Here is a 21,369-nt window from a genome sequence, read left to right on the forward strand (position 1 = left end):
GAGTTATGTGTTCGACGTGGCAATACTCACCACTTTATCAACAGCAGCCGACAGTCCGTCGATGTTCTTTCCGCCGGCAGTAGCGAAATGGGGCTGTCCGCCGCCACCGCCGCTGATGAGCTTCGCTGCCTCACGCACCATCTGACCGGCATTCAACTGCTGCTCGCTGACCATGTCGTCGCTCAGCATGACGGTCAGCAGCGGGCGGTCCTGATGATGACTTCCGATGACGCAGAGCAGCCGTTCGGGCACTGCCTGTCGCAGTTTGAAGGCAAGGTCTTTGGCTGCATCAGGCGTGATGGGCAGTACGGCACTGACCATCTTCATGCCGTTCACCTCCTGCACCTTGCTGAGCAACTGCTCCTTGAGACGCTCCACAGCCTGCGCCTGGAAGCTCTCAATCTCCTTCTTCATGCTGTCGTGTTCGTCGATATATTTCGCTATCACGCCTTGCAGGTCTTTTGCGTTGTTGAACAGCGACTTCACTGCACGCAGGGTGTCTTCCAACTGATAGAGCATCTCCTCGCACTCGCGTCCCGTCTTTGCCTCGATGCGTCGAATACCAGCAGCTACTGAACTTTCGCCAACGATTTTGAAGAAACCTATCTGACCCGTGCTGCGGGCGTGGATACCACCGCAGAGCTCACAACTGTTACCGAAGCGGACGACACGCACGCGGTCGCCATATTTCTCTCCGAACAGGGCTACGGCTCCCAACTTCTTCGCTTCCTCAATCGGTGTGTCGCGGTGCTCGTCGAGAGCGATGTCCTGACGCACCATGTCGTTCACCATCCGCTCTACGGCACGCAGCTCCTCGTCGGTCATTTTCTGGAAATGCGAGAAGTCAAAGCGCAGGGTATCGGGACTGACGAACGAGCCTTTCTGCTCCACATGCTCGCCGAGCACCTGCTTCAAGGCATAGTGGAGCAGGTGGGTCGCCGTGTGGTTGGCGGCGCTGCCTTCACGCTTGTCCGTATCGACACACGCCATGAAGTTGGCTTCGGGATGCTTCGGCAGCTCGTTGACGATGTGCACGCTCTGGTTGTTCTCCCGTTTGGTGTCGATGATGTTCACCGTCTCTTCTTCATTGACCAGCACGCCGCAGTCGCCCGTCTGTCCACCCATCTCGCCATAGAACGGCGTATAGTCGAGTACCAGTTCGTAATAGCTGTTTTTCTTCTGTGTCACCTTTCGGTAGCGGAGAATCCGACATTCATATTCGGTGTAGTCGTATCCCACGAACTGCTGCTCAGTCTGCTGCCCGCCATCGGGATGTTCCACGCTGACCCAGTCCGAACTCTCTTTCTGGGCGGCGTTGCGGGCACGCTCCTTCTGTTTCTGCATTTCCTCGTCGAACTGCTTCTCATCCACCGTGAATCCGTTCTCGCGACAAATCAGCTGGGTGAGGTCGAGCGGGAAGCCGTAGGTATCGAACAGACGGAAAGCCTGTTCGCCGTCGAGCGTCTTGACTCCTTTTGCTTTCATTTCGTCCATCGCCTTGTCGAGCATCGATATTCCCTTGTCGAGTGTGCGGAGGAAGGCTTCCTCCTCTTCCTTGATGACACGGCTGATGAGCGTCTGCTGCGCCTTCAGCTCGGGATAGGCGTCGCCCATCTCGTGGACGAGCGTCGGGACGAGTTTGAACATGAATGCCTCTTTCTGTTCCAGGAACGTGTATGCGTAGCGGACGGCACGGCGCAGGATGCGTCGGATGACATAGCCCGCCTTTGCATTACCGGGCAACTGTCCGTCGGCAATCGAGAACGACACGGCACGCAGGTGGTCTGCCACCACGCGCATCGCCACGTCCACGCTGCCATTGTGCTGCTCCTTGTCTTCGTATTTGAGCCCTGTCAGTCGCTCCATCTCATGGATGTAGGGCTGGAAAATATCGGTGTCGTAGTTCGACTGCTTACCCTGAATGGCGCGCACCAGTCGCTCGAATCCCATGCCCGTGTCAATCACGTTCATCGAAAGTTTTTCGAGCGAACCGTCAGCCTTTCGGTTATACTGCATGAAGACCAGGTTCCATATCTCAATGACCTGCGGGTCGTCCTTATTGACGAGCGTCCTGCCCGGCACTTGTGCTTTCTCCGCCGCCGAGCGTGAATCGAGGTGAATCTCCGAACACGGACCGCACGGACCTGTGTCGCCCATCTCCCAGAAGTTGTCGTGCTTCGACCCGTTGATAATGTGGTCTTCCGGCACATGCTTACGCCAGTAGCCGGCAGCCTCGTCATCGCGCTCCAGTCCTTCCTCCTTCGAACCTTCGAATACCGTGACGTAGAGGTCTTCAGGATTCAGTTTCAGCACCTCCACCAGATATTCCCATGCCATGTCGATGGCACCTTCCTTGAAATAGTCGCCGAACGACCAGTTGCCGAGCATTTCGAACATCGTGTGGTGATAGGTGTCATTACCCACCTCCTCCAGGTCGTTGTGCTTGCCGCTCACGCGCAGACACTTCTGCGAGTCGGCACGGCGGCGCGGCTCCGGAGAGCGCGTTCCGAGGATGATGTCTTTCCACTGGTTCATACCTGCGTTGGTGAACATCAGTGTGGGGTCGTCTTTGATTACCATCGGTGCCGAAGGCTCAATGGTGTGTTGCTTCGACTCGAAGAATTGTTTGAACGAGTCGCGTATTTCGTTTGCTGTCATCATGATATGTGATATTTTTGCTGCAAATTTAGACAAAAATCCCGAATTATAAGCCTGCGGAGTAAAGAAATATTCTGTTTTTCAGTTTTACCTGTGCTTATTGCCTGCAGAAAAAACGACGGGAAGGTACTGGGGGCAGAATATATTTTCGTCATCGAAACAAAAGCAAAAAGATTTTTGATGCAAAAAAAAGAAAAAAGTCGTACCTTTGCACTGCTTTTTTTACCAACAGAAAAAATGACAAGAAAGGGATTGGTTTTGGAAGGTGGTGCCATGCGGGGCTTGTTCTCTGCAGGCGTGATGGACGTGATGCTGGAGGCGGGCATTGCGTTCGACGGCATTGTCGGCGTATCGGCAGGAGCCGCTTTCGGCTGCAACTACAAGTCGCACCAGGCGGGTCGCGCAATTCGCTACAACATGCGGTTTGCCCGTGACAAGCGCTACTGCAGCTGGTGGTCGTTCTTCCGCACAGGGGACTTATTCAACGCCAAGTTTGCTTACCACACAGTGCCTTCAGAACTCGACCTCTTCGACAATGCAACGTTCGAGGCTGACCCGACGGAATATTATGTTGTTTGCACCGACGTGGAGAGTGGCGAGGCGGTGTACCATCTCCTTGAAAAAGGTGGTCATCAGGCATACGACTGGATTCGTGCATCGGCATCTATGCCTGTCGTATCGAAGATGGTGGAACTGGGAGGGAAAAAACTGCTCGACGGTGGCGTTTCCGACAGCATTCCCCTGCAGTTTTTTGAAGAAAAGGGCTTCAGTCAAAACGTAGTCGTTCTCACCCAGCCCGACGGCTACGTGAAAAAGAAAAACCCTTTCCTACCCCTCATGCGCCTCTGGCTGCGCAAATATCCCAACATGGTGCGCGCCCTGGCGGAACGACACCTGATGTATAACCGCCAGTTAGAATATGTACGCGCGAGGGAAAATGCCGGCTCAGCGCTTGTCATACGACCGCCGCATGCGCTTGATATCGGTCACGTGTCGCACAATCCCGAAGAGATGAAAGCCGTTTACGATATCGGACGCAAAACCGCCGAACAACAATTGGAACAAATCAAGCGGTTTCTGGGAGGCTGAACAACCCATTCATAGCGTCGCATAAAAAACCAATACAACTTGCATTTTATAATAAAAACAAAGATTTTTTCTAAATATCCTTATTTATTTTTGGTAGTTTTATTTCTTTTAATTACTTTTGCAGCGCATTTGAGAAATAACGAGATGAGAACAGACACGAATCTTATCCCCTTCAATGCACTTTCTTTTTCATCGATGATGATGCGAATGTGCCGGTAGGCACTTGTATTTTGATACAGGTGGCTACGCGCTACCTTGTGTATCCCATTTGAATACACTAAACAAAATCCTTTTATTTATTTTCAAACAGCCGTTGACAGGATGTTTTTCTGTTGACAGTAATTATATCATCAATCATGGAAAAAGAAAACAAACACACACACTTTGCCACTCGTCAGATACACGGTGGCAGGACCATTGACGAGACCTATTCGCGCGGCAGTGCCATTCATCCATCGGCAGCCTTCCACTTCAAGGACTGTCAGCACGCTGCAGACCTGTTCAACCTCACCGCTCCAGGCAACATCTATTCGCGTATCACCAACCCCACATGCAGCGATTTCGAGCGTCGCGTGGCAGCACTGTACGACGGGATTGGCGCCCTTGCCACCTCATCGGGCATGTCTGCCATCACAGCCACTATCACAGCGCTGGCAGAAAACGGACAGAACATCGTTGCACTGCCCCACCTGTATGGCGGTACCTACAACCTCTTTCGCATCACCCTGCGGAAATTGGGAATAGACTGCAGGATTGCTCCGACGGACGAGATTGAGGACATTGCGAATCTCATTGATGAAAACACCCGACTCCTCTTTGCCGAGAGCATGGGGAACCCGACCTGCCACGTGGCAGACTTGGAAGCCTTGGCAGCACTCTCGCACCGCAACAATATTCCTTTTGTGGTAGATAACACGTTCGGCGGATGCGGATACCTCTGCAACCCATTTGATTGGGGAGCCGACATCGTCGTCGAGTCAGCCACAAAATGGATCAACGGACACGGCAACGCCATCGGCGGCATGATCGTTGACAGGGGAAAATTCAACTGGTCGAACGGAAAATTTCCACAGATTGACGGTCCGTCAGAGGGCTACCACGGACTGAACTTCTGGGAAACGTTCGGATTCGGGGCCTTCATTGCCCGCGCCAGGGTTGACATTCTCCGCGACCTGGGCTGCTGCCCATCGCCTTTCGACAGTTATCTGAACCTCATCGGCTTAGAAACGCTGTCGCTGCGGTTAGAACATCAGACCAAGAGCGTTCGTCAGCTCGCAGAATATTGCAAGCAGTGCGATTACGTTGAACACATCAGTTTCGTAGGATTCGAGGGGCATGAAAGTCATCGTCTGGCAAAAAAATATTTCCGAAACGGGACCTCCGGAATCCTCAACATCGAACTGAAAGGAGATGCTGAAAGCACCGTCCGCTTTGTAGAGGCACTGAAACTGTGCGCCAATATGGTCATGGTGGGCGACTCCATCACTGTCGTCACCCATCCTGCCTCCACCACCCACAAGCAATTGAACGACGAAGACCTGAAGAGTGCGGGTGTCACCCCTACCCTGCTACGCATCTCTATGGGGCTGGAAGATGTGCGCGACATCATTGACGACTTTGAACAAGCAAGTAAATTCATCTGAAAGACAAGCGACAACAATTATGAAAACCTTTCACTATCCCCACCATTTCAAACTGGAAAGTGGTGAGATATTGCCCGACATCACCATAGCCTATCACACCTACGGGAAGATCAACAGCGATGGAAGTAACGTCATCTGGGTCTGTCACGCACTCACAGCCAACAGCGATGTGAGGGAATGGTGGCCAAACACTGTTGCCGAAGGACGTTTCTTAGACCCCAACCGATTCTTCATCGTCTGCGCCAACATCCTTGGCTCGTGTTACGGAACGACCGGACCGCTGTCTGTCAACCCGCTCACCGACAAGCCTTGGTACGGGACATTCCCTCATATCAGCGTCAAAGACGTGGTCACGGCACACCAACTGCTGGCTGCCCATTTGGGAATAAAAAAGATTCACACGCTGATTGGCAGTAGCGTCGGCGGATTTCAGTGTGTCGAATGGTGCGTGACAGATCCGGCATTTATTGAAAGGGCGGTCATCATTGCCTCTGACTCCCGGTGCACGCCATGGGTAGCCGCCTTCAACGAATCACAACGAATGGCGATAGAAAACGACCACACATTCGGAGAAGAGACCGACCAAGCGGGACTTAGGGGCATGGCTACCGCCAGAAGCATTGCCCTGCTGAGCTATAGAGGCGGAAAGGCATACAACGCCACACAAGACGAATGCCAGTCCGTGCTCTTTGAACGGCAATCAGCCTCCTACCAACGCTACCAGGGAGAGAAACTCGCCAAGCGTTTCAATGCCTATTCTTATTACCGGATTTCACAAATCGTGGATTCGCACGACATCGGGAGAGGACGTGGCGGCGACGAAAACGCCCTCCAGAAAATCACTGCAAAGACGCTGGTCATAGCCATCAGCAGCGACATTCTTTTCCCGACGGAGCGCCACAAACGGATGGTCAATCACATTCCACATGCTGACTATCACGTCATCGACTCCATATACGGCCACGATGGATTCCTCGTGGAAAGCGACCAACTGAATGACATCATCATGAACTTCTATCAAAAAACAAAAAAACAATCAAATGAATAATACCATGAAACAAATCAATATCGGCATGTTCGGCTACGGAACTGTGGGCAAAGGACTGCACGACGTGCTCAAGCAAATATGCCCGGAGAATGTAAGAATAGAACAGGTTTGCGTGTTGCACACCGAGAAACATCAGGACATCGGACTCCCCATTACCAACCGACCGGAAGACATCTTCAACAATCCTGCGGTCAACCTGATTGTCGAACTCATCAGCGACGAGGAAGCTGCATATTGCATTGTAAAGCATGCGCTGCAAAAAGGACTGCCCGTCGTCAGCGGTAACAAAAAGATGCTTGCCAACCATCTGGAAGAGCTCATCGAAATACAGGAACGACAGCAGGTGGCACTGCTCTACGATGCCTCTGCCTGTGGCAGTATTCCTGTCATCAGAAATCTGGAAGAGTATTACGACAACGACCTGCTCATCTCGGTCAAAGGCATTCTCAACGGGTCGTCCAATTTCATCCTCTCAAAGGTTTTCAACGAAGACATGAGCTATAAAGATGCGCTCCAACTGGCACAACAGCTGGGATTTGCCGAAGCCGACCCGACACTGGACATCGGTGGATGGGACACGCTCTACAAACTCATCATCATCACCATGCACGCATTCGGCATCTACATCCGCCCCGAACAGATTTTCACCTTCGGCATCGGCAACATGAAAGAGTGCGACATCAACTTTGCACGTGAGAAGCGGCGACGTATCAAAGTGGTTGGCTGTGCAGAGAAGATTGACTCCGAACGCCTCTCCCTGTCAGTCATGCCTCAACTCATCTCACGACAGAAATACATCTACAGCGTGGAAGATGAGTTCAACGGAGTGGTCATCAAAGGATTATTCTATTACAAGCAGTTCATGTTCGGACGCGGAGCCGGCGGACACCCTACGGGGTCGGCTGTGCTCAGCGACATCACCGCCCAGCTTTATCGCTACAAATACGAATACAAGAAACGGAACAGTCTTCGCAAACCCACCTTTACAAACGATTTCACGTTCCGCATCTATTACCGTTATACGCACAAGGAAGACCTCAGACTGATTTCGTTTGTCAATATCGAGGAAAGCTACAATTCTGCCCACAACAACTATATCGTTGGCACCGTGACGATGGCAGAGCTGCTTCAGAAAGCCGATACGCTCAGAAAGGCTGACATTTTCCTCGCTGCATATCCGCTGGATTGAATATAACTCGCTAAATTTACATAAGATAAGATTGTAGATTCCAGTAGCAAGTGCAAAGTTATGTTATTTTTTTGAAGAATTCAGCAGTAGGTGTGGAAAAGTTTAGTTTTTTTCTTGGCCTACGGTTTATTTTATGTTGTATTCTCTTTATTTGTTCCTCTGAAATATGTTTAAAGTCAGTTCCTTTTGGTATATATTGCCTGATGAGTTTGTTGGTGTTTTCTATGTTTCCTTTCTCCCATGATGAGTATGGATGTGTGAAGAAGATCTTTGTTTTGAGTCTCTCTGCTATGTATTTGTGCTCAGCGAACTCACTTCCGTTGTCTGTGGTAATACTTTTTATCCTTCCTATGTACGGTGTCATCATGGCTACTACGGTTTTTGCCAGCTGCTTTGCGTTTTTCCCGTGTCTGAGTTTTCTCATCATGAAGAAGTCCCGGCTTCTCTCGACAATTGTAACGATTGCCCCTTTTCCGTCCTTTCCGATGATGGTGTCCATTTCGAAATCCCCGAATCGTGTTCCGTCAGCCTCTTCTTCCCTCTGTTCTATCATTACCCTGTCCTTTATGGCAGTATGTGCAGTTTCGGCAGTCCTTCTGATGTTCTTCAGGCGGTGCCTGCAGTGTTTGTAGAGTTCTCCTCCGCACTTGCGGTCAAATCGGATATATTGATAGATGGTTTCTACTGAAACGCACTTTTCTCCATTCCTTTCCATCCATCCCTTGATTTGTTCCGGCGACCACTGCTCACACACCAGGAGTGAGACGATTCTCCTTCGCATATCTATGGAGAACTTGCGGTGTCTCCTCATCCTGTGCTTACGCTCGTCACACTTATGCTGGGCTATACCATAATGGTAATGGTGTGTGCCTTTGTTGCGTTTCAACTCACGATAGACTGTGCTGTAATGCACTCCTATCGTATCAGCGATGTCTTTTATCGCTACATTCTTTTGCCGTAACACGAAAATTGTGTACCTTTGCTGTGAGGTTAGTTGATGATACATCATTACAATACAAAGTTAACTAATCTTTGGGAGACAGCAGTCTCCCTTTTTGCTTTTTTTTTGTATTGCTACTGGTGAATCAATGTCTCGCCGGGGCTGTCTGCCCCTTGCCGACAGCGTTCCACGAGTGTTTTACATGGTTGAGGGCTTACAATTGAAAACCATTTGCACTTCTTATTGGAACTTATGGATGCACCCGCCATAAAAAAACAAATGAATTTATTTTGTTCTGCGCTCGGTTTTCATTATCTTTGCCGAGTATGATACGCTTCTCCGACTATAGCAAGCATGTTTATACGTACGATGCGAAAGGCAAAAAGCTTCGTGCGGAGTACCACACGCCGATTCAGCCATATAAGTACAACGGTAAGAAGTTAGACCGCCATCATGGGTTGGATTGGTATGATTATGGAGCAAGGTGGGATGTCTTGACAAACATATTCAATCAAATAATGAGTCATCCGACATGGAATACAACAACTGATACTTATAAAAAATTAATGTTAGAGTATAAAAATAAATTATTACGGGAATAAATATTAAAAAGATGAAGAAATTATTAATTGCCACTTTAGTATTCCTTTTGTTTGCTTGCTCCGATGAATACGTTTTGCATGCGAATTTAACCGAGGTTAGCGATAAAATAAAGGTAAGGACAGACGAAATGGATAATGATTATTTTATAAGAAGTATATTGACTCACCATTTGGTTATAAACAAATCCAATGACTCCATATTCATTCCAATAGGCTATCCATACGATAGCCCTATTACAGTCGGTATCAAGTCAAGGCATTCATTGAAAATATCTAGGTTCCATGATGTTTGTAGTCGGTTTAATGGCTACCGTAGTAATTGTAGATATAATTATTTTGCACCGGGTGATAGTATTTCTATTGAATTATGGTTTCACGTATCTCCCCAAGACAGTACTGGTAGTGAATGGCTACAGAATGTTTCAACCAAGGAACTGGTGTCAAAACTGGAAATAAAAATGAACAAACCAACGGAAGGAAAAGACATAGATAGAATTCCAGACATTATCTTCAATAATGATACAAACGACATATTAATTAATCCTATAATAAGGGTGCGCAAAGACACAATCAAGGGAGAAGCCAGAGACGCATGCAGACATTGAGCATGAATACGACGGAAACGGCAATCTCGTGAAAGATTTGGACGATGAAATCCAGTTCATCGAGTCGATGATTAAGCCGATGGAATAAAACTACTTTTAACCAAATCAAGTTGATTTGGTAAGTAAATCAACTTGATTTGATCATCAATTCAACTTGATTTGTTTTGTGAAAGTTCGACTTCTGAAAACCAAATTCACTGAATTTACTCACCAAATTCACTGAATTTGGTCTTCAATTTCACTGAATTTGGTCGGAAATGCCTGTGCTTTCATTTTCGTAAACCCCGCAGAAAAAACAGAAAAACATTTGTCGCATTAAAATAAAATGCGTAACTTTGCAGCCGAATTCGGAAAATCCGATGCATTCGAGGATGTCCTGTTGTGATTAAGGCAGCCCGCATCTGAAGGATGTAATTAAAAACTTATTAATCAATTTACAACATGTATTTAAACAAAGAAAAAAAGCAAGAGATTTTCGGACAGTATGGTAAGGGCGGTGCTACCGATACAGGTTCACCAGAGAGCCAGATTGCATTGTTCTCATACCGCATCAAGCACCTGACCGAGCATTTGAAGAAAAACCACAAAGACCACAGCACCGCACGCTCATTGACCAAGTTGGTCGGCAAGCGTCGTGCACTGCTCAACTATCTTTACGACCGCGACATCGAGCGCTATCGTGCGATTGTGAAGGCACTGGGTCTGCGCCGATAAGCACTTTGGTGCTACATGAGAAAGAATATCCCTGCAATAACTTTTTATTGTGGGGATTTTTATTAACCAATAAAAAAGACACAAAGACATGAAAAGAAAAGGAACCATATTGTTTTTCCTGATTCTCTGCATGACAGCAGCGGCACAGTCGCTTTTCGTCGGTTCATACAACATCCGCTACAAGAACAACCACGACTCCATCAACGGCGACTATTGGGGAAAGCGCTGCCAGGTTATCAGCGACCAAATCAACTTCATGCGACCCGACATCTTCGGTGCACAGGAAGTGTTAGTGAGCCAATTACACGATTTCGACCGCACGCTGCCCGGCTATGCCCACATCGGCATCGGTCGCGACGACGGGAAAGAAGCTGGCGAATTCGAACCCATTTTCTATCGGAAAGACAAGATTCGGCTTCTCAAGGAAGGACACTTCTGGCTCTCGGAAACACCCGACCGACCAGGACTCGGATGGGATGCTGCATGTGTGCGCATCTGCTCGTGGGGACTGTTCAAAGACAAGAAGACCAAACTGAAATTCTATTTCTTCAACCTGCACATGGACCACGTCGGAATTGTTGCACGAAGAGAGGCTGCACGGCTGGTCGTAAGCAAGATAAAAGAAATCACCGGGGGGAAACATCCTGCTATCTTAACGGGCGATTTCAACGTTGACCAATATAACGAAATCTACCAGACATTTGCCCAATCGAATATCCTGAAAGACTCCTACACTTATGCCCGGCAACGTTTTGCGGAGAACGGCACGTTCAACAGTTTCAATCCTTATCTGATGACCGACAGCCGCATTGACCACGTCTTCGTTTCGCCGAAGTTTGAGGTTGAGAACTACGGGGTGATGACCAGTACCTATTGGACAACCGACGAGCATACTACGGAGGGGAAAGGACATGATGCTCCACGGGAGATAGGTTTCAAAACTGGCAAAATACGCTTGCCGTCCGACCACTATCCCGTCTTTGTGCGATTGAATTTCAAGAAGTAGGAGACGGCGGTTTGCATTCAACCCAAATCGGGACTGGGAATGTCGTTGCAAATCTCCCGCAAAGGCACCATGACAAAATCCCGTTCAAACATCAACGGATGCGGTATTTTCAAGTCGGGATCATCGACATGCAGGTCATCGTAAAGAAGGATATCAATATCGATTATGCGGTCATGGTAAACGCCGTCAACCGACTTGTGGGTCCGCCCCATTTCCCGTTCAATGGCTTGCGTGCGCTCAAGAAGTTCATGCGGTGAAAGCAAGGTTTCACAACAAACAGCAATATTCACAAAGTCGTTGGGCGATTCAAATCCCCAGGGCTTGGAAACAAAATAAGCAGATTGGCGCACTACTGCACCAATCTGCTTTTTAATCAGTGTCACGGCACGACGAAGATGTCGGCGCTTCGCACCAAGATTCGAGCCGAGTCCAAGATATACGGTATGCAAAGCCTCTCCTTTAAGATTAGTCGTTAAGAATCAGCAACGCATCGCCATAACAACCGAAACGATAATCGTTTTTCAGCGCCAAGTCGTATGCCTCCATCACCAAGTCATAGCCGCCGAAAGCCGCCGTTGACATGAGAAGTGTGGAGTAAGGATGATAGAAGTTGGCTATCATGGAGTCAGCAAGTCCGAAATCGTAGGGCGGGAAGATGAACTTGTTGGTCCATCCGTCATATTCCTTCAGCAACCCGTCGGTTCCTACTGCCGTCTCTGTTGCCTTCACCACGCTCGTTCCTACGGCGCAGACATGTTTTCCGGCTTTCTTCGCCTTATTCACGATATCACATGCTTCTTTTTCAATGAACATCTGCTCGCTGTCCATCTTATGCTTGGTGAGGTCTTCCACTTCAATGCTATGGAAATTGCCAAGTGCACAATGAAGTGTGATAAACGCAAAGTTGATGCCTTTGATTTCCATGCGCTTCATCAGTTCACGACTGAAATGCAAGCCGGATGCAGGCGCCGTGACGGCACCTTCATTCTTTGCGTATATGCACTGGAAGTCATCCAAATCTTCAGGTGTTGCCTTCCGATGGCTTACGATATAGTTGGGCAGCGGTGCTTCTCCGAGCGCGTAGAGCTCGCGCTTAAATTCATCGTGCGGACAATCGTAGAGAAAGCGCAACGTGCGACCACGGCTGGTGGTATTGTCAATCACTTCTGCCACCATCGTTCCGCTCTCATCGAAAAACAGTTTGTTGCCGATTCGAATCTTGCGCGCAGGCTCCACCAACACGTCCCACAACCGCATTTCCCTGTTCAGTTCACGGAGAAGAAACACTTCTATCTTGGCATCGGTCTTCTCCTTCGTGCCGTACAACCGGGCTGGGAAAACCTTCGTGTCGTTAAAGATAAACGCATCGCCGTCGTCGAAATAGTCAAGCACATTGCGGAAATCGAGGAATACGGGCTTTTTCTTCTTGTCCTTCAGAGGTTTCCCGTTTTCATCGGTCTTGTACATGTCGATTGTCTTTGACTTCCGATGCAACACCATCAAACGGCATTCATCCCGGTGGTAAGTCGGATTGAGTGCAATCTGCTCATCTGGCAATTTGAATTTGAATTGTGACAGTTTCATATCTTTCTCGTTTATTGTGTTTTATTCGTTTCTTCATAAGGAACAATCTCTTGTTGCTCCAACCATTTGGGAAATTCGTCGAGCGTCAGGCAATTTTCCACCCTGACATCCCCGACACGTGTACGGCGCAAAGCGGTCAGATAGGCTCCACTTCCAAGCGCCTCCCCAATATCCCGTGCAAGAGCCCTGATATATGTACCTTTACTACACACCACCCGTATGCTCATCTGCATCAGTTCGGAATCGAAATCGGTCAGTTCTATCTCGTCAATATTCAGGATTTTGGGTTTCAATTCCACCTCTTTCCCTTTGCGTTTCAGTTCGTATGCCCGCTTTCCGTCTATCTTGCAAGCGGAATAGGCTGGCGGTATCTGTTGTATCTCTCCGACAAACTGCAGAAGCGTCTCCTCAATGAGTGTCCGCGTGATATGCGCTGTCGGAAAGGTGGCGTCCACCTCGTGTTCCATATCATAGCTCGGCGTGGTAGCACCCAGTTGCAGCGTTGCGACATATTCCTTGACGTGCGCCTGCAATTCCCCGATGCGCTTGGTGGCTTTTCCCGTGCAGAGAATCAGTACACCCGTCGCCAACGGGTCGAGCGTCCCCGCATGTCCCGTCTTCAACCGCTTCACTCCAAGATGTCGGGACAGCCGATGGCGAACATGTGCCAAAGCTCCGAAGCTGGACATGCCGTAAGGTTTATCGATACAGATAATCTCTCCTTCCTGGAAATTCATTGATTAAAAGAATGTACTGACTAAAGTGATTGTACCAACAATGGCACAGTATATGGCGAAATAAATCAACTTTCCTTTCTTGACAATGTTAATCATCCATTTACATGCGAAACAACCCGCAACGAATGCTGCCGTAAAACCTATGATGAGTGGCAGCAGTTCTATCTTTCCCACAGCGGCTTCCGCACTGCCTTCTATCGTTTTCTTTATGTCGAGCAGTGCCTCACCAAGGATTGGCGGGATGACCATCAGAAATGAGAACTGCGCCAATTTTTCCTTTTTGTTTCCCAACAGCAGTCCTGTGGCTATCGTACTGCCTGAACGCGACAGTCCCGGCATCACGGCACAAGCCTGTGCAATGCCGATGATGAAGGCGTCCTTCATCGTGATTTTCCCACGTTGGCGGGGCTTTGCGTAGTATGAGAATGCCAACAAACTGGCTGTCAGCAAGAGCATCAGACCGACAATCAGCAGCCCGGAGCCGAAGATTTCCTCCACCTTGTCTTTGAAGAAGAAGCCGACGATGGCTATTGGTATCATTGACACGACAATGTTTATCACATAGCGGGTCTCTTCGTTCAGTTCAAACTTGAACAACCCTTTCAGCAGCCAGTCTATTTCTTTCCAAAGTATGACGAGCGTGGACAATACGGTCGCCACATGCACGGCAACCGTAAAGGTCAGGTTGCTCTCACCGTCGATGCCGAACAATGCCGAACCGATTGCGAGATGGCCGCTGCTTGAAACCGGGAGATACTCCGTCAGCCCCTGAATCAGTCCCAAAATCAATGCTTCAAACTCGCTCATTTATCCTCCTCTTTCGTTTCTTTTGGCTTACGCATGATAGCATAAATCATTGACACAAAGCCTATGAAGCAGACAACCGGAGCCACCTTGATGCGTCTCACGCTGAAGATGTCGGGGTTAAACTCCGTCTCTGTCGTCCCACTGCCACCCATCAGTATAAAACCGAGGATAACCAGCACCATGCCTGCAAGGAGCAAAATAAAGTTTGTTTTATCAAAAGCGAGATTTCTCTTATCCATATTTCGATTGCTATTAAGTGTTACATTATATTATATACGCCTATATCTTATACAAATCACCGGCAGTCATGCGCAGGAACTTGTTGACTGACAGCCATGAACAAAGGCAGGTAATCAGTATGCCGAACAACAGGACCGCACCTGCCGTCACTGCCATCACCTCGGGCGTGATAATCGTCAAGACGCCCGGCTCTTGCATATAGAACACATAAAGCCCGATGCCCAAGACCACGACAGCTAGGAAACCTGCCAACAAGCCCTGCTTGAAGGCGCGGCTCATAAACGGCTTACGGATGAATCCCCACGACGCGCCGACCAGCTTCATCGTATGAATGCCGAAGCGACGGGAATAAACTGCGAGGCGAACCGTATTGTTGATGAGCACGAACGAGATGAAAGTCAGCAGCGCTGCCAACACCAGCAGAACGATAATCACGTTGCGCAGCGTATAGTTCACGCTATCTATCAAATCCTGCGGAAACTCTATCTCCGCAATCTTGGGATTCTTCTCCAGCTCTGCCGTAATCCACTTCAACGAATCACTGTTGGCATAGTCAGCCTTCAGCTGCATCTCCACCGAGGGAGGGAAGAAATTGACGCCGACAAACTCGGAGGGGTCAGCCCCGAGAGCCTTCTTTCCTTCTTCCAATGCCTGTTCCTTACTGATATACTGCATGCCACTGATGTACGGACGCGACTGGAGCTCTTTGCATACCGCCTTCGCTTCTCCCTGCGTGATGTCGTCACCCAGCATCAGCGTAATCGTAAAATCTTCCTTCACCTTTGCCGAGAGGTTCCGAGCCGTAAAAACAGTAAGGACCACCAGTCCCAGCAAGACCAGCACCATAGCCGTGCTTATGCACAAAGTAATATCCTGCAATCCTATGTGACTGCGGGATTTTTTATGTTTCTTTCCCATTCCAAAAAGGATATAATACACCAAATTTCTTGCAAAGTAACGAAAAAAAATCATTCTAAACGAGACTTTAACTACTATTAACGCTAAACTAAGTGATTATTTTCACATCCGTCCCGCATTCCCGATTATTTTCTTAAATTTGCACGAAATTTAATACGAAGTTTCACACGAACAGACATTATGAGTACGATTATTTTCCCCTCACCTATTTTCGGTCCCGTCCACAGCAGACGATTGGGCACATCGCTCGGCATCAACCTGATGCCTGCAGACGGGAAGATATGCACCTTCGACTGCATTTACTGTGAATGCGGGTTCAACAAAGACTTCCCCCCACACCTCCTGCGCCCCACACGAAAGGAAGTCGCTGCTGCCCTCGAAGCGAAGTTGCAAGAGATGGAAACCGACGGCACACCTCCCGACGTACTGACATTTGCAGGAAACGGCGAACCGACGGCACACCCCGACTTCCCCGAAATCATCGGCGACACGCTGCAACTGCGCGACCGCTATTTCCCGAAAGCGAAAGTGTCTGTACTCAGCAATGCCACACGCATCCATCTGCCCAAAGTGAGAGAGGCACTAATGCGTATCGACAACAACATCCAGAAACTCGACACCGTGTCTGCCGAATATATTAAAAAGGTGGACCGCCCCGTCAGCAACCGCTACAACGTGGAGGAGGTCATCGAACAACTGAGACTCTTCCACGGGCACGTCACCATACAGACCATGTTTCTCAAAGGAACGACAGGCACGGGAGAAGATGTCAACAACACCGGAGACGAGTTTGTCACACCATGGCTGGAAGCACTGAAACGCATCGCCCCGAAAGATGTCATGATTTATACCATCGACCGCGAGACACCGCAACAGACACTCCAAAAAGCTTCTCGCGAAGAACTCGACAGCATCCGCGACCGCGTCACGGCACTTGGCATACCTTGCACGGCATCATACTGACCGCATTTTCTGCACTTCATAACACCAAATTCAGTGAAATTGATGACCAAATTCAGTGAATTTGGTGAGTAAATTCAGTGAATTTGGTTTTCAGAAGTCGAACTTTCACAAAACAAATCAAGTTGAATTGATGACCAAATCAAGTTGATTTGGTTGGAGAAAATGCACCCGTACATGAGCTAAAGAGCAGTTTTAGAGAGCACGGAATACCACCGAAATACAACAATAGGGATTTTCCCCTCCCAGTTTAGGGAAAATCCTTTTCACATGCACTTGATTATTCTTTTCTTTGCAGTGTGAAAACGAATTTATGAACTAAAAAACATACGATTATGAAAAAGTTAATTTTAACCATTGTCGCACTGTTCACACTGACAATAGCAGCCAATGCCATGAGCTACGAACAAGCACGTCAGCAAGCTCTGTTCCTTGCCGACAAGATGGCATACGAACTGAACCTCACGGAGGAACAATATGAAGCAGTTTACGAAATCAACCTCGATTACCTGATGAGTATCAACACCCGGGATGACCTCTATGGGATGTATTGGCGTCAGCGTAACCTGGACATGAGCTATATCCTGCTCGACTGGCAATACCGTGCATTCTGCGATGCAGCCTATTTCTATCGCCCACTCTACTGGGATGCCGGCTATTGGCACTTCGCTGTCTATGCGCGCTATCCGCATCGCACCTATCTCTATTTCGGAAGACCCACTTTCTGGACAGTCTATCGCGGCGGTCACAGCTGGCGCATGAACGGCGGACGCAGCTGGTATCACGGACGCGACCTGAGACCACGCCACAGCGGGCATCACACCGGCATGCGCGACCACTTCGACCGCAGGGACCGCAATGGTCACAACAAAGACTTTGGGCGTAACAACCGACCGGACAACCGCACATTCGGGAACAACAATGACCGCAACCGCAACGAAGGACGCTTCGGCTCGCGTGACAACAACCATGACAACAACCGCAATGAAGGACGCTTCGGCTCACGTGACAACAACCGTGACAACAGCCGCTTCGGAAACGACGACAACCGCGGGCAGAACAACCGCACTTTCGGAAACAACAATGACCGCAACCAGAACAACGGCGTCGGACGTTCCAACAATCCTAACGGACGTGAGAGTTCTACCCGCACGACCGTAACGAACAGTGACAACCGCAGATTTAACGGCTCGAGAAGCGGAGATGTTTACAACAGGTCTTCATCATCGCACCGAGAGCGCCCAACGGCAACAGCACCGTCGAGCAGCACACGCAGCACATTTGGCAGCAGCTCGCGCCCATCTGGCAGCCGCAACTCGTTCGGAAGCAGTTCACATTCATCGGGCAGTCGTAGTTCGTTCGGCAGCAGTTCACGTTCGTCAGGCAGCCGCGGCTCGTTCGGAGGCGGTTCATCTGGCAGCCGTGGCGGCGGACATTTCGGCGGACGCAGATAACAAAGAAAAAACTGTATTCAATCATCAATACAAACAGAAAAAGGGAAACCTACGATGGATAGGTTTCCCTTTTTTCTGTTTTTATGTGCCAAACGCGTGCCCGACGAGGATGCCCACGCCATCTGCTCAGTCTTTTGCTTCTTCTATCTGTTTTTGCAATTCGGACATTTGCTTGAAGAAACGCAGGTTGATGACGATGCCTGCTATGATGCCGATTGCCATGAAGATGAGTCCCTTGGTGAGGTCGGTGAACTGCCAGCGTTGCGCCAGTTCGTAGATGAACAGGGCAAAGAATGCGATGGCGATGGGGAACGAAATCATCTCGTAGCGCAGGTATCGGCGACGGAATCTTGACAGTTCCTGTCCCGCTGCTGTGAGGTCATGCTGCTGTATGTCGCGTATGCTTCGCCGCAGCACGTGGTCGGCAACAGTTCCAGCGAACATGATGACCGTGAGCGTGACCCACAAATAGAGTGGCAGCTGCAGTTCGCGGTTGAAGATGACGTAGGTGATGGGCGTCATGACGAGGGCTATGAGCAAGGTGGCGTATGCAGAGTAGTTGATGGTGCGCGACACGTTTTTCAGTTTGCCGCGCAACATCTTGTCGTTGATGATGGTCTGCCTGTCGAGTTTTTCTTTGAGGAGCTCGAGTTGGCGTTTCATCTCCTCAAATTCATGGTTCTGTTCCATATCGTGTAGTTTTTGAGGTTTTACATCTTTTTGAGTTGTTCACGGATTCTGACCAACTTGACGGACACATTCTTGACGCTGATGCCTGTGATGGCAGCGATATCGTCGTAAGAAAGATTCTCGAGCCATAGGAGTACGATGGCGCGGTCGAACGGCTGCAGACGGCTGATGCGGTGTCGGAGGAGGTCTATCTGTCGGGTGTCCTCGTCGCGGTCTTCGAACAGATTGATGTCCATCGAGAGCGGCAGCGTCTTCATCCTTTTCTTCTTGCGATGGATGCTGATACAGGTATTCAGGCTGACGCGATAAATCCACGTGCGGATGTTCGCACGTCCCTCGAACTTATTGAATCCCCGCCACAGGTTGATGAGCGTCTCCTGGAAGAGGTCGTTCACCTCGTCTTGGTCGTTGGAGAACATGTAGCACACGGTGTAGATGGTGCTTTTATGCTCCCTCACGATTCGTTCGAAGTCGGTTTCGCTCGTTGTCTTTGTCGCCATTTTGTTAACGGTCTTTTATGTGTTAGACTCAGATGTTCCTCAAAAACTACACGAAATAGTCATTTCCTTTTAAACACCTCTTCGGCATCAAGCCCCAGCAGCTCCATCTGCCGGAACACTTCAGGAAGGGTTTCGTTGAGAAATGTCTCGCGCCGTGAGCGAAGAATTTCCTCACGGGCACCGGGCGTGACGAAATATCCGAGTCCCCGGCGGTTGTATATTATGTTCATACGTGCCAGTTCCTCGTACGCCTTGACTGCCGTATTGATGTTCACTTCGAGCATGACGGCATAGTCTCTGACGCTCGGGATGCGTTCATCGTCCTTGTAGTTACCGGCAAGAATCTCGTCGCAGAGGCGGTCTGCCATTTGGAGATAGATGGCCTTGTCGTTACTGAATGTCATATCTGTAAGTGTTTTTGTCATTTTCTGATGGTCAGTCCCTGTGTAGTGATTTCTCCACTGCCACTCACTGATTTCTTCAATTTGTTCAGCGTACCGGTGAGAGTGATGTCGCCCGAACCTGAAATGGTGGCAACAGCTTCGTCACAGTTGTCGAGTGCCATTTCGATATCACCGCTTCCCGTGATAGAAATGTCGGTTTTTTGCACGTCCTTCTCACTCATGGTGATGTCGCCCGAGCCGCTGATGGCTACGCTGGCGCGGTTGGCGGAAAGCGTTCCGAGCCTGATGTCGCCACTGCCGGTAATTGAGATGTCAGCGCTTTTGCAAACGATGTCTCCCATGCGAATATCGCCGCTGCCTGTAACGTTGGCACTGAACTTCTCCGGACTGAGCGAGTCGGAGCATTCGAAGGTGCCGCTACCGGTGATTTGTATCATGGAGAGCGACGGTGCCTGGACGTAGATGTCAGCAGAAATTCCTGCGTTTCCGATGCGGATGACGTTTCTCCGCTCTTCGGTAGTAACGACCAGCGTATTCCCTTCCGTGAAAATCCTCAGTTCTTCCATCATCTTTTCAGTGGTGACGGCATACACCTTGATGGTGTCGCTCCGCTTGAAGAAGACGTTATTCGGTCCATAGAGCTTGATTTTCTCGAACGATGACACCTGAAAGTCCTTTGTGACGAGCGGGCCTGACATGTCTTTGTGAACGATACGGCAAGCGCTGAATGTGATGCACACGAGTGCGAGTATGATGCTGTTGTTAATTCTGTTCATAGTCTTATAATGTTTAAATGTTAATCCATTTGTGGTTGATAAGTTGCAGACGGCAGAAGAGCCGGTAAGAGAGCCATACGTTCAGCAGCGAAAGGATGGCTAAAACGAGGCTGGCACCATAGAGGAATGCGTCCTTGTCTATCTCTATCATATAGTCGGGCTCGTAGCGGCTCCCAAAGTAGCCGATTGCCATGAGGATCAAGAAGAAACCGAGCGAGACAAACAGCCACGCATAACGACGGAAGAACATTCCTCCGAGCAGATAGACAGAGATTACCCAAATTGTCAGCATGGTGCTGAAAAGCATATCTTGAGACCCCACATTAGTACCGGCCATACGGTTTGACATATATGCTTGGTAGAGTTTTGCCGTTACGAATCCTGTATCGTTGAGGCGGAAGATGGTGGATACGAGGAACTGCACGCCATCGGCAATGAGAAATGCTGCAATCATCGTGAGAATATAAGTGCAGAAGACCGTTATGATTAGCGACAGAAATTTTTCTGTGTTAGTTGCCGGCAGCATGAGCGTGTTCAGTCTGTGCTGTCGGTTCTTATTGATACTCTTCAGCGTGAGACTCGGAAAGACGATGAGCAGGGTGAAGAAAATGCCGACGAATAGTCCCATAGCACCGCTCGTGACGAGATGAATGCTGGAATAATGGAATAGGGTGAACAGGAAATAGCACACGAAAATGGCTGTCCATATCCACAGCATCTTCACCACCGACTGGCGGTTGTTGGCAAAGGTCCATTTGAGAACTTGCCAGAATCTTGATATGTTGAATGAATTCTTCATGGTTGT

The 21,369-nt window shown here is 49.2% G+C and carries 22 protein-coding genes; 9 read left to right on the forward strand and 13 right to left on the reverse strand.

The features are described from left to right. Positions 1 to 3: 3 nt before the first annotated feature. Entirely contained in the window at positions 4 to 2,661 is a 2,658-nt protein-coding gene (alaS, locus tag GRF55_RS09095) for an alanine--tRNA ligase (protein ID WP_220368103.1), read from the reverse strand. A gap of 234 nt (positions 2,662 to 2,895) precedes the next feature. On the opposite strand from alaS, the gene GRF55_RS09100 reads away from it, so the two are divergent. From GRF55_RS09100 to GRF55_RS09115, 4 genes are all read left to right on the forward strand, one after another. Beyond that, positions 2,896 to 3,747: a patatin family protein gene (locus GRF55_RS09100; RefSeq protein ID WP_220368104.1), complete on the forward strand. Its 852-nt coding sequence runs from the start codon at positions 2,896 to 2,898 to the stop codon at positions 3,745 to 3,747. A gap of 356 nt (positions 3,748 to 4,103) precedes the next feature. Continuing rightward, a complete protein-coding gene (locus GRF55_RS09105; protein WP_220368105.1) occupies positions 4,104 to 5,390 on the forward strand; it encodes an O-acetylhomoserine aminocarboxypropyltransferase/cysteine synthase family protein in 1,287 nt (428 codons plus the stop codon). A gap of 19 nt (positions 5,391 to 5,409) precedes the next feature. Next, positions 5,410 to 6,438: a homoserine O-acetyltransferase gene (metX, locus tag GRF55_RS09110; protein WP_220368106.1), complete on the forward strand. Its 1,029-nt coding sequence runs from the start codon at positions 5,410 to 5,412 to the stop codon at positions 6,436 to 6,438. Then, positions 6,431 to 7,627, forward strand: a complete 1,197-nt coding sequence (locus GRF55_RS09115; protein ID WP_255563782.1) for a homoserine dehydrogenase — start codon at positions 6,431 to 6,433, stop codon at positions 7,625 to 7,627. The genes metX and GRF55_RS09115 overlap by 8 nt, the downstream gene beginning before the upstream one ends. A 58-nt stretch (positions 7,628 to 7,685) precedes the next feature. On the opposite strand, the gene GRF55_RS09120 is transcribed toward GRF55_RS09115, so the two are convergent. Continuing rightward, entirely contained in the window at positions 7,686 to 8,633 is a 948-nt protein-coding gene (locus tag GRF55_RS09120) for an IS30 family transposase (protein ID WP_220369615.1), read from the reverse strand. A gap of 547 nt (positions 8,634 to 9,180) precedes the next feature. On the opposite strand from GRF55_RS09120, the gene GRF55_RS09125 reads away from it, so the two are divergent. The 3 genes from GRF55_RS09125 (at position 9,181) to GRF55_RS09135 (ending at position 11,494) form a co-directional block, all read left to right on the forward strand. After that, on the forward strand, positions 9,181 to 9,774 hold the full coding sequence (locus tag GRF55_RS09125) for a hypothetical protein (RefSeq protein ID WP_220368107.1): 594 nt from the start codon (positions 9,181 to 9,183) through the stop codon (positions 9,772 to 9,774). 441 nt (positions 9,775 to 10,215) lie between these two features. After that, on the forward strand, positions 10,216 to 10,488 hold the full coding sequence (gene rpsO / locus GRF55_RS09130; protein WP_220368108.1) for a 30S ribosomal protein S15: 273 nt from the start codon (positions 10,216 to 10,218) through the stop codon (positions 10,486 to 10,488). A gap of 88 nt (positions 10,489 to 10,576) precedes the next feature. Then, positions 10,577 to 11,494 carry an endonuclease/exonuclease/phosphatase family protein gene (locus GRF55_RS09135; protein WP_220368109.1) on the forward strand — a complete coding sequence of 306 codons (918 nt, stop codon included), beginning with the start codon at positions 10,577 to 10,579 and terminating at the stop codon, positions 11,492 to 11,494. Positions 11,495 to 11,511: 17 nt separating this feature from the next. On the opposite strand, the gene folK is transcribed toward GRF55_RS09135, so the two are convergent. Genes folK through GRF55_RS09165 form a run of 6 tightly spaced genes read right to left on the reverse strand, consistent with a single transcriptional unit; the run spans position 11,512 to position 15,780 of the window. Beyond that, on the reverse strand, positions 11,512 to 11,943 hold the full coding sequence (gene folK, locus GRF55_RS09140; RefSeq protein WP_220368110.1) for a 2-amino-4-hydroxy-6-hydroxymethyldihydropteridine diphosphokinase: 432 nt from the start codon (positions 11,941 to 11,943) through the stop codon (positions 11,512 to 11,514). 16 nt (positions 11,944 to 11,959) lie between these two features. After that, a complete protein-coding gene (gene queA, locus GRF55_RS09145) occupies positions 11,960 to 13,078 on the reverse strand; it encodes a tRNA preQ1(34) S-adenosylmethionine ribosyltransferase-isomerase QueA (protein WP_220368111.1) in 1,119 nt (372 codons plus the stop codon). A gap of 11 nt (positions 13,079 to 13,089) precedes the next feature. Beyond that, positions 13,090 to 13,815: a tRNA pseudouridine(55) synthase TruB gene (truB, locus tag GRF55_RS09150; protein ID WP_220368112.1), complete on the reverse strand. Its 726-nt coding sequence runs from the start codon at positions 13,813 to 13,815 to the stop codon at positions 13,090 to 13,092. Between the two features lie 3 nt (positions 13,816 to 13,818). Beyond that, positions 13,819 to 14,622, reverse strand: coding sequence for an undecaprenyl-diphosphate phosphatase (locus GRF55_RS09155; protein ID WP_220368113.1), 804 nt, complete (start codon positions 14,620 to 14,622; stop codon positions 13,819 to 13,821). After that, on the reverse strand, positions 14,619 to 14,861 hold the full coding sequence (locus GRF55_RS09160) for a DUF3098 domain-containing protein (RefSeq protein ID WP_220368114.1): 243 nt from the start codon (positions 14,859 to 14,861) through the stop codon (positions 14,619 to 14,621). Before GRF55_RS09160 ends, GRF55_RS09155 begins: the two co-directional genes overlap by 4 nt. Before the next feature lie 40 nt (positions 14,862 to 14,901). After that, a complete protein-coding gene (locus tag GRF55_RS09165) occupies positions 14,902 to 15,780 on the reverse strand; it encodes an ABC transporter permease (protein WP_220368115.1) in 879 nt (292 codons plus the stop codon). Between the two features lie 180 nt (positions 15,781 to 15,960). Here GRF55_RS09165 and GRF55_RS09170 point away from each other — a divergent pair, with 180 nt between their 5' ends. Both GRF55_RS09170 and GRF55_RS09175 read left to right on the forward strand, forming a co-directional pair. After that, positions 15,961 to 16,743, forward strand: a complete 783-nt coding sequence (locus GRF55_RS09170; RefSeq protein ID WP_220368116.1) for a radical SAM protein — start codon at positions 15,961 to 15,963, stop codon at positions 16,741 to 16,743. A 332-nt stretch (positions 16,744 to 17,075) separates the two neighbouring features. Continuing rightward, complete coding sequence (locus GRF55_RS09175; RefSeq protein ID WP_220368117.1) at positions 17,076 to 18,194, forward strand: hypothetical protein; 1,119 nt, start codon at positions 17,076 to 17,078, stop codon at positions 18,192 to 18,194. 126 nt (positions 18,195 to 18,320) lie between these two features. Here the strand turns inward: GRF55_RS09175 and GRF55_RS09180 are convergent, their stop codons facing one another. The 5 genes from GRF55_RS09180 to GRF55_RS09200 are packed head-to-tail and all read right to left on the reverse strand — an operon-like array spanning position 18,321 to position 21,363. Then, positions 18,321 to 18,884 carry a hypothetical protein gene (locus tag GRF55_RS09180; protein WP_220368118.1) on the reverse strand — a complete coding sequence of 188 codons (564 nt, stop codon included), beginning with the start codon at positions 18,882 to 18,884 and terminating at the stop codon, positions 18,321 to 18,323. 20 nt (positions 18,885 to 18,904) lie between these two features. Beyond that, complete coding sequence (locus tag GRF55_RS09185; protein WP_220368119.1) at positions 18,905 to 19,384, reverse strand: RNA polymerase sigma factor; 480 nt, start codon at positions 19,382 to 19,384, stop codon at positions 18,905 to 18,907. A gap of 59 nt (positions 19,385 to 19,443) precedes the next feature. Continuing rightward, on the reverse strand, positions 19,444 to 19,788 hold the full coding sequence (locus GRF55_RS09190; protein WP_220368120.1) for a GntR family transcriptional regulator: 345 nt from the start codon (positions 19,786 to 19,788) through the stop codon (positions 19,444 to 19,446). Between the two features lie 17 nt (positions 19,789 to 19,805). Next, positions 19,806 to 20,564, reverse strand: coding sequence for a head GIN domain-containing protein (locus tag GRF55_RS09195; protein WP_220368121.1), 759 nt, complete (start codon positions 20,562 to 20,564; stop codon positions 19,806 to 19,808). A 13-nt stretch (positions 20,565 to 20,577) separates the two neighbouring features. Further along, positions 20,578 to 21,363, reverse strand: a complete 786-nt coding sequence (locus GRF55_RS09200) for a hypothetical protein (protein WP_220368122.1) — start codon at positions 21,361 to 21,363, stop codon at positions 20,578 to 20,580. Positions 21,364 to 21,369: the final 6 nt, after the last annotated feature.

Source organism: Prevotella sp. Rep29 (assembly GCF_019551475.1).
In the GTDB taxonomy this organism is placed as follows: domain Bacteria; phylum Bacteroidota; class Bacteroidia; order Bacteroidales; family Bacteroidaceae; genus Prevotella.